The 16,007-nt window shown below is 62.7% G+C and carries 15 protein-coding genes; 3 read left to right on the forward strand and 12 right to left on the reverse strand.

Features of this window, described 5'->3' with window-relative positions; all coding sequences use genetic code 11:
- Positions 1 to 66: 66 nt before the first annotated feature.
- Positions 67 to 2,349 (reverse strand): adenosylcobalamin-dependent ribonucleoside-diphosphate reductase, encoded by a 2,283-nt coding sequence (locus ACR0NY_RS09560; protein WP_170367925.1) that lies wholly within the window; start codon positions 2,347 to 2,349, stop codon positions 67 to 69.
- A gap of 129 nt (positions 2,350 to 2,478) precedes the next feature.
- Between ACR0NY_RS09560 and ACR0NY_RS09565 the strand changes: the two genes are divergently transcribed.
- Positions 2,479 to 2,910, forward strand: a complete 432-nt coding sequence (locus ACR0NY_RS09565) for a DUF1489 family protein (RefSeq protein WP_170367923.1) — start codon at positions 2,479 to 2,481, stop codon at positions 2,908 to 2,910.
- Between the two features lie 2 nt (positions 2,911 to 2,912).
- Here ACR0NY_RS09565 and hisG read toward each other — a convergent pair whose 3' ends face one another.
- From hisG to hisS, 3 genes are read right to left on the reverse strand one after another with little or no spacing between them, the layout of a single operon-like run.
- On the reverse strand, positions 2,913 to 3,602 hold the full coding sequence (hisG, locus tag ACR0NY_RS09570) for an ATP phosphoribosyltransferase (protein WP_170367921.1): 690 nt from the start codon (positions 3,600 to 3,602) through the stop codon (positions 2,913 to 2,915).
- Entirely contained in the window at positions 3,599 to 4,687 is a 1,089-nt protein-coding gene (locus ACR0NY_RS09575; RefSeq protein ID WP_170339923.1) for an ATP phosphoribosyltransferase regulatory subunit, read from the reverse strand. Before ACR0NY_RS09575 ends, hisG begins: the two co-directional genes overlap by 4 nt.
- A 3-nt stretch (positions 4,688 to 4,690) precedes the next feature.
- On the reverse strand, positions 4,691 to 6,178 hold the full coding sequence (gene hisS, locus ACR0NY_RS09580; RefSeq protein WP_170339921.1) for a histidine--tRNA ligase: 1,488 nt from the start codon (positions 6,176 to 6,178) through the stop codon (positions 4,691 to 4,693).
- 128 nt (positions 6,179 to 6,306) lie between these two features.
- On the opposite strand from hisS, the gene ACR0NY_RS09585 reads away from it, so the two are divergent.
- Positions 6,307 to 6,501 (forward strand): SlyX family protein, encoded by a 195-nt coding sequence (locus ACR0NY_RS09585; protein ID WP_093964614.1) that lies wholly within the window; start codon positions 6,307 to 6,309, stop codon positions 6,499 to 6,501.
- Between the two features lie 9 nt (positions 6,502 to 6,510).
- Here ACR0NY_RS09585 and ACR0NY_RS09590 read toward each other — a convergent pair whose 3' ends face one another.
- From ACR0NY_RS09590 to ychF, 8 genes are all read right to left on the reverse strand, one after another.
- Complete coding sequence (locus ACR0NY_RS09590; protein WP_254437790.1) at positions 6,511 to 6,906, reverse strand: hypothetical protein; 396 nt, start codon at positions 6,904 to 6,906, stop codon at positions 6,511 to 6,513.
- Positions 6,907 to 6,917: 11 nt separating this feature from the next.
- On the reverse strand, positions 6,918 to 7,133 hold the full coding sequence (locus ACR0NY_RS09595; RefSeq protein ID WP_170367665.1) for a YMGG-like glycine zipper-containing protein: 216 nt from the start codon (positions 7,131 to 7,133) through the stop codon (positions 6,918 to 6,920).
- Positions 7,134 to 7,218: 85 nt separating this feature from the next.
- Entirely contained in the window at positions 7,219 to 7,740 is a 522-nt protein-coding gene (locus tag ACR0NY_RS09600) for a thioesterase family protein (RefSeq protein WP_170339919.1), read from the reverse strand.
- Positions 7,737 to 8,525, reverse strand: coding sequence for a cyclase family protein (locus ACR0NY_RS09605; RefSeq protein ID WP_170367919.1), 789 nt, complete (start codon positions 8,523 to 8,525; stop codon positions 7,737 to 7,739). Before ACR0NY_RS09605 ends, ACR0NY_RS09600 begins: the two co-directional genes overlap by 4 nt.
- Before the next feature lie 117 nt (positions 8,526 to 8,642).
- Positions 8,643 to 11,426: a formate dehydrogenase subunit alpha gene (gene fdhF, locus ACR0NY_RS09610; RefSeq protein WP_170367917.1), complete on the reverse strand. Its 2,784-nt coding sequence runs from the start codon at positions 11,424 to 11,426 to the stop codon at positions 8,643 to 8,645.
- Between the two features lie 11 nt (positions 11,427 to 11,437).
- Positions 11,438 to 13,141 (reverse strand): NAD(P)H-dependent oxidoreductase subunit E, encoded by a 1,704-nt coding sequence (locus ACR0NY_RS09615; RefSeq protein ID WP_170367915.1) that lies wholly within the window; start codon positions 13,139 to 13,141, stop codon positions 11,438 to 11,440.
- An 84-nt stretch (positions 13,142 to 13,225) separates the two neighbouring features.
- On the reverse strand, positions 13,226 to 14,107 hold the full coding sequence (locus tag ACR0NY_RS09620; RefSeq protein WP_093964611.1) for a LysR family transcriptional regulator: 882 nt from the start codon (positions 14,105 to 14,107) through the stop codon (positions 13,226 to 13,228).
- Positions 14,108 to 14,180: 73 nt separating this feature from the next.
- Entirely contained in the window at positions 14,181 to 15,278 is a 1,098-nt protein-coding gene (gene ychF, locus ACR0NY_RS09625; protein ID WP_170357094.1) for a redox-regulated ATPase YchF, read from the reverse strand.
- Positions 15,279 to 15,474: 196 nt separating this feature from the next.
- Between ychF and ACR0NY_RS09630 the strand changes: the two genes are divergently transcribed.
- Positions 15,475 to 15,960 carry an acyloxyacyl hydrolase gene (locus ACR0NY_RS09630; protein WP_170367913.1) on the forward strand — a complete coding sequence of 162 codons (486 nt, stop codon included), beginning with the start codon at positions 15,475 to 15,477 and terminating at the stop codon, positions 15,958 to 15,960.
- The last annotated feature ends 47 nt before the right edge of the window (positions 15,961 to 16,007 follow it).

The following is a 16,007-nucleotide window of genomic DNA, read 5'->3' on the forward strand; positions in this document are numbered from 1 at the left end:
GAGTCAAATCAAATTGAGACTCCGGCGAAACACAATACAACTTTAACGACAGTTATGTGGCATTCGTCAACCGCATTTCGAGTGTCCGCAGCTGCGGCAGGTCATGCAGCCCTCGATCATCACCATGTCATACTGGCCGCAAGACGGGCAGGCCTTGCCGCGTGGTGCGTCCATGTTGACCACCTGCGCCTGCGGGTCAGACTTCAGCCCCATGCCTTCGCCTTCGAGAAACCCGATCGCGATCATGTGCTGCTCGATCACGCCTCCGATCGCCGCCAGGATCGAGGGGATGTACTTGCCCTGCACCCAGGCCCCGCCGCGCGGGTCGAATACGGCCTTCAGCTCTTCGACAACAAAGGACACGTCACCACCGCGCCGGAACACGGCCGAGATCATCCGGGTCAGGGCCAGCGTCCAGGCGTAATGCTCCATGTTCTTCGAGTTGATGAACACTTCGAACGGACGCCGCCGACCACCAATGACGATGTCGTTGATCGTCAGATAGATCGCGTGCTCGCTGTCGGGCCATTTCAACTTGTAGGTCGACCCTTCAAGCGATTGCGGACGATCCAGCGGTTCGGACATGTAGATCACGTCACCGCCATCCACCTCGTGCGGGGCATCGGCGCTCTCGCCCGGCACTTTGTCGTCGCTCTCCGAAACGGTCAGGACCGAACCGGTCACGTCGTTCGGGCGATAGGTGGTGCAGCCCTTGCAGCCCATGTCCCAAGCCTGCAAGTACACGTCCTTGAAGGCATCGAATGAGATGTCCTCGGGGCAGTTGATCGTCTTTGAGATCGAGCTGTCGATCCATTTCTGCGCCGCCGCCTGCATCTTGACATGCTCGGCCGGGGTCAGGGTCTGGGCGTTCACGAAATAGTCGGGCAGTTCCACGTCGCCGAACTTGTCGCGCCACATCTGAACGGCATAGTCCACCACCTCTTCCTCGGTGCGCGAGCCGTCCTTCTGCAGCACCTTGCGGGTGTAGGCATAGGCAAAGACCGGCTCGATCCCCGACGACACGTTGCCCGCATAGAGCGAGATCGTCCCAGTGGGTGCGATCGAGGTCAGTAGCGCATTGCGGATCCCATGGTCGCGGATGGCCTGGCGTACATCGTCATCCATCTGCTGCATGGTGCCGCTGGCAAGGTATTTCTCGGCATCGAACAGGGGAAAGGCCCCTTTTTCTTTGGCCAAGTCGACCGACGCCAGATACGCGGCGCGGGCGATCGCGTGCAGCCAGCGCTCGGTCTGACGCGCCGCCTCGTCCGAGCCATAGCGCAGGCCCAGCATCAACAGAGCATCCGCCAACCCGGTCACGCCCAGACCGATGCGGCGCTTGGCCTGCGCCTCGGCAGCCTGCTGTGGCAGCGGGAATTTCGAGGCATCCACCACGTTGTCCATCATGCGAACGGCCGTTGCGACAAGCTCCTGCAACGCGGCCTCGTCCAGTTGGGCCGCGTCTTCGAACGGTGCCGACACCAGCCGTGCCAAGTTGATCGAACCCAACAGACAGGCGCCATAGGGCGGCAGGGGCTGCTCGCCGCACGGGTTGGTGGCGGCGATGGTCTCGGCATAGCTCAGGTTGTTGGCCTGGTTGATCCGGTCGATGAAGATCACGCCCGGCTCGGCATAGTCATAGGTGGCCTGCATGATCTTGTTCCACAGATCACGGGCCTGCACCGTGTGATAGACCTTGCCGTCAAAGACCAGATCCCACGAAGCATCGGCCTTGACCGCCTCCATGAAGGCATCGGTCACCAGCACCGACATGTTGAACATGCGCAGGCGGGCCGGGTCGGATTTCGCGGTGATGAACTGTTCGATGTCCGGGTGGTCACAGCGCATGGTCGCCATCATTGCGCCCCGGCGCGAGCCCGCCGACATGATCGTGCGGCACATGGCGTCCCATACATCCATGAACGACAGCGGCCCCGAGGCATCGGCGGCCACCCCATGCACATCCGCGCCGCGCGGCCGGATGGTCGAGAAATCATAGCCGATCCCCCCACCCTGCTGCATGGTCAGCGCGGCCTCTTTCAGCATGTCGAAGATGCCGCCCATGCTGTCGGGGATCGTGCCCATGACGAAACAGTTGAACAGGGTCACCTGCCGCGCGGTGCCTGCTCCGGCCGTGATGCGCCCGGCGGGCAGGTATTTGAAATCCTCAAGCGCTTCGTAGAACTTCTGCTCCCAATGCGAGGGGTCCTTTTCCACCCGAGCCAGATCGCGCGCAATCCGCCGCCACGTATCTTCAACCGACTTGTCGATCGGCGTGCCATCCGCCTGTTTGAAGCGGTATTTCATGTCCCATATCTGCTCGGCGATGGGGGCGGCAAAGCGGCTCATTGGTGATTCCCTGTCTTGAAAGAGGCATCCAGATTAGACCAAATCCGCGCCGAACCACAACAGCTTGATAGCGCGCAACGGTAAGCTACAATATAAAGATAGTCCGTGGGACGACTCTGTGGGAAAGCTGTGGATAATTACATCAACCTCGTGAAACTCTCGGTCGGGTCCGAGAGCGTGGACAGCCTGATCGCCTGGCAGGACAGCTATCGCCGGCGCTTCGCGGACGGCCTGCCCCGCCACATCACGCGCATGTGGCCCAAGCGCGAGGCCGAGATTCTGAACGGCGGATCGATATTCTGGGTCATCAAGGGTGTCATCCAGTGCCGCCAGCGCATTTTGCGGTTGGACGAGGTGACGGGTGAGGATGGCATCCGCCGCTGCGCCATCGTGCTGGACCCTCAGGTTCACCGCACCCAAGGCGCACAGAAACGACCGTTTCAGGGCTGGCGCTATCTGAAACCCGAGGACAGCCCCGCAGACCTGCCCGAAAGCCGCGCGCAGGACGACGCCCTGCCCGAGGATCTGAACCGCGCGTTGGCCGAGATCGGCGTCCTCTGACCTCAGCCCAGACGGCGCATCACTTCTGCCAGAGCGGCCTTTTCCGCGGCGCCGTACTCCGCAACCCGGCTGCGCCACAGAGTGGCCTGCGATTGCAGGATCAACCCATCTGACAGGATCTTGAGGTGGTTCGCGCGCAGGGTCTCGCCGGTCGTGGTGATGTCGGCAATCGCCTCGGCGGTTTCGTTCATCACCGTGCCCTCGGTCGCTCCCTGGCTGTCGACCAGCGTATAATCGGCAACCCCGGAATCGGTCAGGAACTCGCGCACCAGACGGTGGTACTTCGTGGCGATCCGCAGGCGGTGCCCATGCGTGGCCCGAAAGGCGGCGGCGGCGGCGTCCAGGTCATCCAGCGTCTCGACATCGACCCAGCAGGCCGGAACCGCGATCACCAGATCGGCCTGACCAAAGCCCAGCGGCGCGATTTCTTCGACCTGCTGTTCCCAGCGTGGCAGTTTCTCGTGCACCAGATCGGTGCCGGTCACGCCCAGATGAATACGGCCGGCAGCCAGCTCACGCGGGATCTCTCCGGCCGACAGCAGGATCAGCGAGACATCCTCGATCCCGTCCACCTTGCCCGCATATTCCCGGTCGGACCCGGCCCGCGACAGCTCGATCCCGTGGCGGGCGAACCAGGCAAAGGTTTTCTCCATCAGCCGCCCCTTGGACGGCACGCCCAGCTTCAGGGTCATTGGCCCGCCTCCTCGATTTCCAGCATCAGGTCGGGGCGCAGCACGCCACCCACCGCCGGGATCTCGGCCCCGTTGCCCAGCCGCCGCGTCAGCGCATCATAGCGCCCACCGGTGGCGATGGGCGGCAGGTCGGGGCGGCGCTCGGCGTAGAAGCCGAAAACGAACCCGTCGTAATATTCCATCGAGGTGCGCCCATACGAGGCTTCGAAATCCAGCCTGCCGACATCAACGCCACGCGCCTGCAGGGCGGCGATCCGCGCCTCGAGCCGGTCCAGCGCGGGGATGATCTGAGGTAGATCGACGGCGATATCGCGCAGGTGCTCCAGCGCATAGGGCATGGTCTCGCGCACGCCCAGCAGCGAGTCCAGCCCGGCCATTTCCGTGTCGGAAATCGGCGGCGTGTCGCGGTCGGCGCGCAGGGCGTCGATACGGGCGGCAATCTCGGCCGGTCGGCGCTTACCGATCACCGGCGCGTCGCAGGCCATCGGGTCGGCCGCCGCGAGCAACGCGGCGCGGTGGTCCGGCTCGGGCTTGCGACCCGCGAACCGGTCCAGCAGAGCCCGGAACCGGCGCGGACGCCACAGGTGGCGCATCAGCGCGGCCTTGCGTTGGTCGGAGGTGCGCAGGCCCTGAACGGCTGCGGTCAGAATGCCGATGTCCCCGGTCGCCGCGCGCAACGGCAGACCCCGCAATTGCAGGGCAAATAGCGAGAATACCTCGGCATCGGCCCCTGCCGGATCGTCGCGTTCAAAGACCTCGTAGCCCACCTGGATGTATTCATTGGCGCGGTCGGAGTCATGTTCCTGACGCCGGAAAACCTCGCCCGAATAGGTATAACGCGCCGGTTCGGCCCCGTCGCGCATGTGCATCTGCACCACCGGCAGAGTGAAATCCGGGCGCAGCATCTGTTCGCCGCGCAGCGCGTCCGAGGTGACATAGGCGCGCGCGCGGATATCCTCGCCGTAGAGGTCCAGCAGCGTCTCGGCCGATTGCAGCAGCGGCGGGTCGACGACCTGCGCCCCGGCGGCCTCGAATCGCACGCGCATCATCGCGGCCCGGGCCTGAATCTGGGATCGGTTGGGCATGGCTCAGTCCTGACTGTCCAGAATCTCGCGCACCTTGGCGACCAGATCGCCGCGCGGCACCTCAAACTGGCTGGGGCGTTCCTTCCATTCCTCAAGCGTGGCGCTTTCGGCGATCTTGGCGCCCAGAATCAGGTCCTTGATCTGAACCACGCTGCGGTCCTTCTCGTCCCCGCCCTCGATCACCGCGACGGGCGAGTTGCGCTTGTCTGCGTATTTCAGCTGATTGCCGAAATTCTTGGGGTTACCCAAATAAACCTCGGCGCGGATGCCGGCATTGCGCAACTCGGCCACCATCGCCTGATAGTCGGCCATGCGGTCCCGGTCCATCACGGTCACGACGACCGGCCCGGTGTCATGTGACTTGATCCGACCTTTCTCGCGCAGCGCGGCCAGCAACCGGTCGACCCCGATCGAGATGCCCGTCGCGGGCACTTCCTGCCCGGTGAAGCGCTTGACCAGATCATCATAGCGCCCGCCACCCGAGACCGACCCGAACTGCCGTTTGCGGCCCTTTTCGTCAAAGATCTCGAAGGTCAGCTCGGCCTCGTAAACCGGACCGGTGTAGTATCCCAGCCCACGCACGACCGAGGGGTCGATCTGGATGCGATCGGCACCATAGCCGCCCGCGGCCAGCAGCTCGCCGATCTGTTCCAATTCCGAGATGCCTTCGGCGCCGATCTTGCTGTCGCCCACGGCCGCGCGCAGGTTGGCCAGCGTTCCGGCGGCGTCATCAGCCTTGGATGTCAGGAAGGCGATCACCGGCTCGGCCTGATCGTCGGACAGGCCAACACCCTCGATGAACGCGCCCGAGGCATCCAGCCGGCCCTTGGTCAGCAACTCGCGCACGCCCTGCTCGCCCACTTTGTCGAACTTGTCGATGGTGCGCAGAACGTCATCGCGCGCCGCCGCGTCCGCGCCCAGGCCCATGGCCTCGAGCACGCCGTTGAGGACCTTGCGGTTGTTGACCCGCACCAGATAGTCGCCGCGCGGGATGCCCACGGTTTCCAGCGTATCCGACAGCATGGCGCAGATCTCGGCATCGGCAGCCATGCTGGCCGTGCCCACAGTATCCGCATCACACTGATAGAACTGGCGATACCGCCCCGGCCCCGGCTTTTCGTTGCGCCAGACCGGACCCATCGCATAGCGGCGATAGGGTGTGGGCAGGTCGTTTCGGTGTTGGGCATAGACCCGGGCCAGCGGCGCGGTCAGGTCATAACGCAGCGCCATCCAGTCGCCGTTGCCGCCTTCGTCAAACTCTTGCCAGGCGAACACGCCTTCGTTCGGGCGATCGACATCGGGCAGAAACTTGCCCAGCGCCTCGACCGTTTCCACGGCGCTGCTTTCCAGCGCATCAAACCCATAGCGATGATAGACGTCCGCAATCGTCCGCAGCATCTCGGTGCGCTGCGTGACTTCCTGGCCGAAATAGTCGCGGAACCCTTTCGGCGTGACGGCCTTGGGGCGGGGCTGTTTCTTGGGCTTGGCCATGTGGGGCGTCCTTGGGATTTCATCACTTGCGCGCGCGGTCTATCCCATGGTCTGGGTCGGGGCAAGCCAGCGCTGGCATTGCGCGCGCCACAGCGGTATGACCGCACCAGATCACAGGAGCCCCATCGATGCAGCATCTGGAAGAGAAAATCGCCCACCTGACCCGCACCGTGGATGACCTGAGCATGGTCGTCGCCAAGCAGCAGGACGAGATCGATCGCCTGACCCGCCACGTCGCTATGCTGATGCAGCGCGAAGCCGAACGTGCGCAGGAAGGATCCGGCGGGGTCATTCTGGGCGACGAGCGCCCACCGCACTATTGAGCCCGCCCCCTACAGCCCAAGCGTTGATCTAACGGCATCGTCGACGACACCGCCCAACAGGGCATCCTCATCGCCTGCGCAGCCTTCGGTCAACGCTGAAAGAAAAGCCTCACGTAGCTTGGCCTTTTCTTCGTCCGAGGATGCAAACTCTTCGATATCAACCTGACGGTTGTAGAGCGAAAGAGCGGTCATCTTTCTGACGACGTCGAAAACGTATTCATCATTCCCATCAGCCTCTTCGATGACCGAAGCGCAGGTGTGGTACATCAGCGGAAGCGCGTCTTGCGCCATCTGGTCGGCGGCCTCGTCCGCCGTGCCGATGGACGGGAGAAGGATCAAGCCAGCCAGAACAGGTTTGAAATCAAGCAGTCGCATCAGGGCTCCTTTCTGAAGGCGGTCAGTCATGGACACCCCCGTCACTTGCGGTTTGCCCCAATGATTGCTCCGACAACCGCACCTGCGGCCGCGCCTTTGCCATCTCCGATCAACGCTCCGACGCCGGCGCCGATCAGGGCACCCTTCAGCGCGTCTTCTTCCTTCTTCTCCGCCAAAGCGGCTGACGCAGGCAAGACGATCAGCGATGCCGCCAATATGCAGGCTGGCGCCTGCGCGCATTTCCTTAAGATCCGCATTTGGTTGCCCTCCCGTGACCAAGCCCGAACCGGGTGGTCAGCGTAGCCCGCTCCAGGAATTCTGGCAACAAAGGCCATCCCCGGGCTATTTGCGCCGAATGCCGATTGGTCTGCCGATCTGCGGCTCGGGGGGCAATGTGGCATGGTCGGACACCATTCGCGCCAGCCGCGCCGCGGCCCAGTCCGGATAGGGTTCCGACCGGCCTGTTGTGTGGCTGACATTCATGAACAGGGCCTCTTGGGTGGCACAGACCACGCCATCCTCGGCCGACACCATCTGCGCAAAATAGTGACCACGCTTGTGATCGGCGTCCAGCATCCGAAACCGGAACACCAGCGCCTCACCCTCGCGAACCTCGCGCAGGAAATGCAGATGCGATTGCAGGATGTACGGCCCCTGCCTCAGCGCCGCGACCTGTGGTTCGCCCAGGCCGAGATGATCGACCAGCAGCCGTTCAAAGGCCAGATCGAACACCACGCCGTAATACCCCACATTCATGTGGCTGTTGTAATCGATCCAGTCTGGCCGAACCGTGAAACCGGTGATTTCGACCGGCGCGGGGTACGGTCCGTCATGGCCGCCCAAAGGCTCGGATTGCGGGGTCATTGCGCACTGTCCTCCTCGAAGATCGCCACCGCGCGGACGAACCCGGCCGAGGCGCCCTTAATCTTGAACGGAAAGCAAGAGATCTCGAACCCCGTGGGCGGCAGGCTTTCCAGATTGGTCATCTTCTCCATGTGGCAATAGCCGATCTCCATCGACGCGCGATGCCCCTCCCAGATGATCGAGGGATCATGGGTTTCCGCGTATTCCTGCGCGGTTAGCGGAAAGGGCGCGTCCCAGCTCCAGGCGTCGGTGCCGGTCACCCGTACGCCGCGCTCGGTCAGGTACAGCGTGGCCTCGCGCCCCATTCCGCAGCCTTTCATCAGGTAATCCGGCTGGCCATAGCAGGTGCCGGCGGAGGTGTTGACCACGACGATATCCAGCGGTTGCAGGTCATGCCCGATCCGCTTCAGCTCGGCCTCGACATCGGCGGCGGTGACGACGTAGCCATCCTCGAAATGCCGGAAATCCAACTTCACGCCCGGGTTCATACACCACTCCAGCGGCACCTCGTCGATGGTGATCGCCCGCTCGCCCCGGTTCATGGTCGAGTGGTGGTGGTACGGCGCGTCCAGATGGGTGCCGTTGTGGGTGGCGATCTGCAGCCGTTCGATGGCCCAGCCCTCGCCGCCGGGCAGGTCCTCTTTTTTCAGGCCGGGGAAAAATGCCATCACCTGCTCGGCCGTCTGGTCGTGGCTCATGTATTCGATCTGCGGCAGCATGATCGGTGGGTCCGACACGATGCCGGTTTCCAGCGGGACGGACAGATCGACGAAACGGCGGGCCATGAACTCCTCCGGGATTGCGCGGCTCAAGGGTTGGCTGGCTGCAAGCATCTGTCAAGCCAAGAAAAAGGCGGGCATGTAGGCCCGCCTTTTCAAGGTTTTGGTGAGTGGTGGCAGTCGTTACTCGGCCGCGATGGCGTCCTCGATCTTTTCAACACGGATGGCCGAGAACTTGAACTCGGGGATCTTGCCATAGGGGTCGATGGCCGAGTTCGTCAGGATGTTCGCCGCCGCTTCGACATAGGCGAAGGGGATGAACACCATGTCCTCGGCGATCGCCCGGTCGGCGCGCACCATGATCTCGATCGAGCCGCGCCGGGTGGTCAGACGCACCATCTCGCCGGGTTCGATCCCCATCAGCTTGAGCGTACGCGGATTCATCGAACAGTTCGCCTCGGGCTCGACCGCGTCCAGAACCTTGGCACGACGGGTCATGGACCCGGTGTGCCAGTGTTCCAGCTGCCGTCCTGTGGTGGCAATCATCGGGAATTCCTCGTCCGGGGCCTCATCCGGAGGAATGATGCTGGCAGGGGTGAATTTCGCACGGCCATCCGGGCGCGGGAAGCCGTCTCCGAACACGATCGACTGGCCCGGATCGGTCTCGGACAGCGACGGATAGGTGATGCTCTCGGTCTCGAGCCGCTCCCATGTGATGTTGTCCAGCGAAGCCATGGTCAGCTTCATCTCGTTGAACACCTGCGAAACATCCGTGTAATCCCAGTTCAGCCCGATGCGCTTTGCCAGATCGACGGTGATCGCCCAGTCCTCGCGCGCCTGGCCCGGCGGCGGTACCGCGGGGCGCACGCGCTGCACCTGACGGTTCGTGTTCGATACCGTGCCGTTCTTTTCATACAGCGCCGAGGCCGGCAGGATGATGTCGGCATAGTTCGCCGTCTCGGTCAAAAAGATGTCCTGCACGATCATCAGATCCAGCTTGGCCAGCGCCTCGCGGGCGTGGTGCACGTCGGGGTCGGACATGGCCGGGTTTTCGCCCAGGATGTACATGCCTTTGATCTTGCCCGCATAGGCGTGGTCGATGATCTCGGTCACGGTCAAGCCCTTCTCGTTCGAGAAATCGCCCGAGTTCCAGACCTGGCTGAACTTGGCACGCACGGCGTCGTCGGTGACCGACTGGTAGTCAGGCAGGAACATCGGGATCAGGCCGGCATCCGAGGCCCCCTGCACGTTGTTCTGCCCGCGCAGCGGGTGCAGGCCCGCACCCGGCTTGCCCAAATTGCCCGTCATCAGCGCAAGGCTGATCAGGCAGCGCGAATTGTCGGTGCCGTGGATATGCTGGCTGACGCCCATGCCCCAGAAGATCAGACCCGCATTCGCATTGGCGAAAATCCGGGCCACGCGGCGCAGCTGATCCGGTTCGATGCCGCAGATCGGGGCCATCTTCTCGGGGGTGAACTGGCGCAGGTGCTCCTTCTCGGCCTCCCAGTTCTCGGTCCAGCGGTGGATGTACTGGCTGTCATACAGCTCTTCCTCGACGATCACGTTCATGATCGCGTTCAGCATCGAGACATCGGCACCGGGCCGGAACTGCAGCATCTCGGTCGCGAATTTGCGCATGCCCACGCCGCGCGGGTCCATCACGATCAGCTTGCCGCCGCGCTTGGCGAACTGCTTGAAATAGGTGGCTGCGACGGGGTGGTTCTCGATCGGGTTGGCGCCGATGATGATCGCGACATCGGCGTTCTCGATCTCGTTGAAGGTCGCGGTCACCGCGCCCGAGCCCACGTTCTCGATCAGCGCCGCCACCGACGAGGCGTGGCACAGCCGCGTGCAATGGTCCAAGTTGTTGTGGCCAAAGCCCTGCCGGATGAACTTCTGGAACAGATAGGCCTCTTCGTTGGTGCATTTGGCCGAGCCAAAGCCCGCAACGCTGCGCGGATCCTCACTCCGCAGCTTCATCAGCCCCTTGGCGGCCAGGTCCAGCGCTTCGTCCCAGGTGGCCTCGCGGAAATGGGTGCTCCAGTCGGCAGGATCGACGTTCAACCCCTTGGGCGGCGCATCCTCGCGCCGGATCAGCGGCTTGGTCAGGCGGTGCGGGTGGTGGATGTAGTCGAACCCGAACCGGCCCTTGACGCACAGGCGGCCTTCATTGGCTGGGCCGTTGATGCCCTCGACATATTTGACCTTGCCGTCCTTGACCTTGAGGCTGACCTTGCAGCCCACCCCGCAGAAGGGGCAGACGCTTTCGGTCTCGGAATCGTAATCCTTGCTGTCGCCGCGCTGCTGGTCGTCCAGCACGGTGGCGGGCATCAGCGCGCCGGTGGGGCAAGCCTGAACGCATTCGCCGCAAGCCACGCAGGTTGAGTCACCCATCGGGTCGTTCTGGTCGAACACCACCTGGGCGGTATGCCCGCGGCCGGCCATGCCGATCACGTCATTCACCTGCACGTCGCGGCAGGCACGGACGCAGAGGTTGCAGTTGATGCAGGCATCCAGATTGACCCGCATCGCCACATGGCTGTCATCCAGAAGAGGGATCTTCTCGGGCTCTTTCGCCGGAAAGCGGCTGTCGCTGACATCGTTCAGCTTGGCCATGTCCCAAAAATGGCTCGAGGCATCATGCGGCTGTTCGGGCTGGTCGGCCACCAGCAGTTCCATCACCAGCGCGCGCGATTTCTCGGCGCGGTCGGTGTCGGTTTTCACGACCATTCCTTCAGCCGCCGGACGGATGCACGAGGCGACCAGCGTGCGCTCGCCCTCGACCTCGACCATGCAGGCGCGGCAGTTGCCGTCGGGGCGATAGCCCGGCGCGGGCTTGTGGCACAGATGCGGGATGACCAGACCCTTCCCGTTGGCCGCTTCCCAGATCGTGGTGCCTTCGGGCACGGTCACGTCTTCGCCGTTCAGGTTGAAGGTGACGGTCTTGGTTTCGCTTGCGTCAAGCATGGCTGTCTCCCTCAAATCTCGTCTGCGAAATGTTTCATGACCAGGCGGATCGGGTTCGGGGCCGCCTGCCCCAGACCGCAGATCGAGGCATCGCCCATCACCTGGCACAGGTCCTCCAGCAGGTCGGTGTCCCACTTGTCGGCCTGCATCAGCTTGACTGCCTTCTCGCAGCCCGCCCGGCAGGGCGTACACTGGCCACAGCTTTCGTCTTCGAAGAAGCGCAGCATGTTCAGCGCCGCATCGCGGGCCGTGTCCTGATCGGACAGGACAACCACTGCGGCGGACCCGATGAAGGTGCCGTGCGGTTGCAGAGTGTCGAAGTCCAACGGGATGTCGTCCATCGACGCGGGCAGCAGGCCCGAAGACGGCCCGCCCGGTTGATACGCCTTGAAGACGTGGCCCTCGGCCATGCCCCCGGCGGCATCAATCACGTCCAAAATGGTCGAGCCTGCCGGCAGCAGGTAGACGCCCGGCTTGGCCACCCGGCCCGAAACCGAATAGCTGCGCAGGCCCTTGCGGCCATTCTTTTCGACTGAGCTGAGGATTTCCTGGCCTTCCCGGCAGATCTTCGAGACCCAGTAGAGCGTCTCGACATTGTGCACCAGCGTCGGGCGGCCGAAAACGCCGACCTGCGCCACGAAAGGCGGGCGGTGGCGGGGCAGGCCCTTCTTGCCCTCGATCGACTCGATCATCGCGGATTCTTCACCGCAGATATAGGCACCCGCACCGCGGCGCAGGTCGATATAGCCTTTCTCGACGATCCCGTCCTGTTCCAGCGCCGCGATCTCGCGCCGCAGGATCTCGAGTACCGCCGGGTATTCGTCGCGCATGTAGATGAAGCAGGTCTGTGCCTCGACCGCCCAGGCGGCGATCAGCATGCCTTCGAGGAAAACATGCGGCGTGCGCTCCAGGTAATAGCGGTCCTTGAAGGTGCCGGGCTCGCCCTCATCCCCGTTCACGGCCAGATAGCGCGGGCCGTCATTCATGCGGACAAAACCCCATTTCTTGCCCGACGGGAAACCGGCACCGCCGAGGCCCCGCAGGCCCGAGGCCAGAACCTGTTCCTGAACCTCTTCCCAGTCGCCACCTTCGCGCAGTTCTTTCAGTTTGGCGTAACCGCCGCTTTCGACATAGGTCGCAAAGGTCTCATAGTCGGGCAGATGAGCGTGGGTGTCGCCCGCCGCGACGGCGGCCTGCACCTTTTCGGGGGTCGCGTGGTCGATATGGTTATGCCCGATTTCCAGCACCGGCGCGGTGTCGCAGCGCCCCATGCAGGGCGCGCGCAGAACGCGCACCTCGGACGGGTCCAGCCCATCCTCCAGCGCCTTCTTCAGCTGTTGTGCGCCAGCCATTTCACAGGACAGTGAGTCGCAGACGCGGATCGTCAGAGCCGGGGGAGGAGTTTCACCCTCTTTCACCACGTCGAAATGGGCATAGAAAGTCGCGGTCTCGTAGATCTCGGCCTGACCGATCCGCATCTCGACGGCCAACGCGGCGATGTGGTCGGAACTGATATGGCCGTGCGTGTCCTGGATCAGATGCAGAAACTCGATCAGCAGGTCGCGGCGGCGCGGGCGGTCGCCCAGCAGGCGCTGAATCTCGGCCTGCGCCTCGTCCGTGAACTGACGGCCCTTGGGCGTGTGCCGCCCCTTGCCTTTACCTGACTTCCAGACGCCCTTTGGCGCGCCTGATGGCTTGGTATCCAATGGTGCCATGATGCCCTCCGATCGAGCCTCGTCTCTCATCAGAGTAGCATATCGTCAAATCGCAAAAACCAATCGCACGATAACGACAGTTTATCACCGCAAAGACGTCACGACCTGCCGCAATGCCCCAACGGTGGGCAATTCTGGATCCCGCGCCAGCGTCGCCAGACAGATCGGCTTGCTGACCACAGGATCAACCAGAGGCAGGACACGCGTGCCTTTCAAATCGCCGAGCGCCCGTACCAGAACCCGTGGTACGACCGTCGCCGCCAGCCCCTCACGCGCCATGACCATCGAGGCAGTAAACCCGCTGGTTTCGGCCACCACACGCGGATGCAACCCCTGTTCGGCAAATATCCTGTCGAGGATGCGCCTGTTCTGCATCTGAGGCTCCAGCAAACTGAGCGGAAACTCGGCGACCTGCGCCCACGGGATCGGGCCCTTGCCCTGCGTCATATGCTCGGGGATGAGCAAAACATAGGTTTCCTCGTACAAAGGCTGCACATAGCGCAGGTCAGTGCCGATGCTGTCGCCATAGGTGATGCCGGCATCCAGGCTGCCTTCGTCCAGGCGGTGCTGGATTGCCGTGGCCGACATCGTCTCGATCCGCGACAGGATACGCGGATGCGCCTGCTGCAGCCGCTTAACCAAGCGGCCAGTAAACGCGATGGCGGTCGGGATCACGCCCAGGATCAGTGTACCGGTGATCTCGCCCTTGATCGCCTGCACCTCCTGCTCGAGCGCTTTGGCGTCATCCAGTATGCGGCGAGCGCGGCGGACGATCATCTCGCCCTCTTCGGTCAGGCCCTGAAAGCGGTTCGCACGGCGGACGATGGACACGCCAAGCCGATCCTCGAGGTTGCGGATACGCATCGAGAACGCGGGCTGCGAAATACCGCACTCCTCGGCCGCCTTGGCAAAATGGCGGTGACGCGCCAAGGCGCTGAGCAACTGCAGATCGCGGATTTCGAACACGTGCGGGCCTCGGGCGGACAGGAGCGATACCTCAAGATACCGCCAATGCCGGCCCAGAAAAGCTGTTTCGAGATCAAGTGTTGAAGAGGAAGTGCATCACGTCGCCATCCTTGACGACATAGCTTTTGCCTTCTGCACGCATCTTCCCGGCCTCTTTGGCGCCCTGTTCGCCATTGCACGCCACGAAATCATCATAGGCAATTGTCTCGGCGCGGATGAAGCCCTTTTCAAAGTCGCCGTGGATGACACCGGCCGCCTGAGGTGCCGCAGTGCCCCTGCGAATGGTCCAGGCGCGCGCCTCTTTCGGGCCAACCGTGAAATAGGTTTCCAGCTTGAGCAGGTCGTACCCCGCACGAATCAGTCGATCGAGGCCCGGTTCTTCGAGCCCCATCTCTTCGAGGAACATCTGCGCCTCTTCAGGCTCCAGCAGACTGATCTCTTCTTCGATCTTGGCGCTGATGATGACATGGGCATTGCCCTGCGCCGCGGCCATCTCGGCCACACGCGCGGAATATTCATTGCCTTCGGCCGCGTCTTCTTCCGAGACATTGCAGACATACAAGACCGGCTTGGTAGTCAGCAACTGCAGCATCTTCCAGGCTTTTGCATCCTCGTCGGACACCTCGACCAAACGGGCGGGCTTGCCGCTTTCCAGCATCTCTTGCGCGGTGGCCAGCAACCGGTCTTGCTGCTGCGCCTCCTTGTCGTTGCCCTTGAGCTTGCGTACGAGGTTGGCGCGACGCTTTTCGATGCTTTCCAGATCGGCCAGCATCAGTTCGGTCTCGATGGTCTCGGCATCGGCCACCGGATCGACCTTGCCTTCGACATGGGTCACGTCACCATCTTCGAAACAGCGCAATACATGAGCGATGGCATCGGTTTCGCGAATGTTGGCCAGAAACTGGTTCCCCAGCCCCTCACCTTTCGAAGCGCCTTTGACCAGGCCCGCAATATCCACGAACGTCATACGCGTCGGGATGATCTGCTTCGATTTGGCGATCGCAGCCAACTTGTCCAGACGCGCATCGGGAACGGCCACGTCACCCACATTGGGCTCGATCGTGCAGAACGGGAAATTCGCCGCCTGCGCGGCCGCGGTCTTGGTCAACGCGTTGAACAGGGTCGACTTGCCGACATTCGGCAGACCCACGATACCCATTTTAAAGCCCATGACGGCCTCCTGATGCCATTCGCGGGCTGCTTCTATGCGGGTCCGGTGCGATGCGCAAGGCACCCGTGGCAGCTGGCCCTGAGTCCAATCTGCAACATCACGAAAATGTAGGGAAAACGTGTGCTTGTTGACATTGAACACGAGAGAATAGTGTCAAACTTTAACTTTGTAACGAATATCAACAGCGAACATCCCTATGAAAAACCTCCTTTCAAGCGCCGCTTTTCTGGCCTTTTCAACAGCCGCGCAGGCGCAGTCGGTGATTTTCGGCGCCGGCTACGCCGACTATTCGGACAGCAGCTCGATTGACCAGGCGATCTTTTCCCTCGAATACCAGCACCGGCCATTTCACGACGCCACCCGCTTCAGCGCTGCGCTCGGGGCCGCGCTGTCGGTGGACGAGGATGGAAACACACATATCGGCGCCGGGGTGATCGGGATCTATTCCTTTGCCGACAGATGGTTCGTGGAAGGCAGCGTGATGCCGGGTTTCTACAGCGAAGCCAACGAGTTGAACGACCTGGGCGGGAGCTTCGAAATCCGAAGCCTTTTCGGGCTGGGCTATACGTTGAACAACGGCAATGAAATATCGCTGGCCGTGACCCACAAATCGAACGCCAGCACGCAAGAGGAAAACCCCGGCGTGAACGCGCTGTTGCTGCGGTATCATCTGAACTTCTGACCCCACCGCTCAGGACGGGATTGATTTTCGGCCAAAGTTTCTGCACA

This window comes from Ruegeria sp. BJ5 (assembly GCF_056537865.1).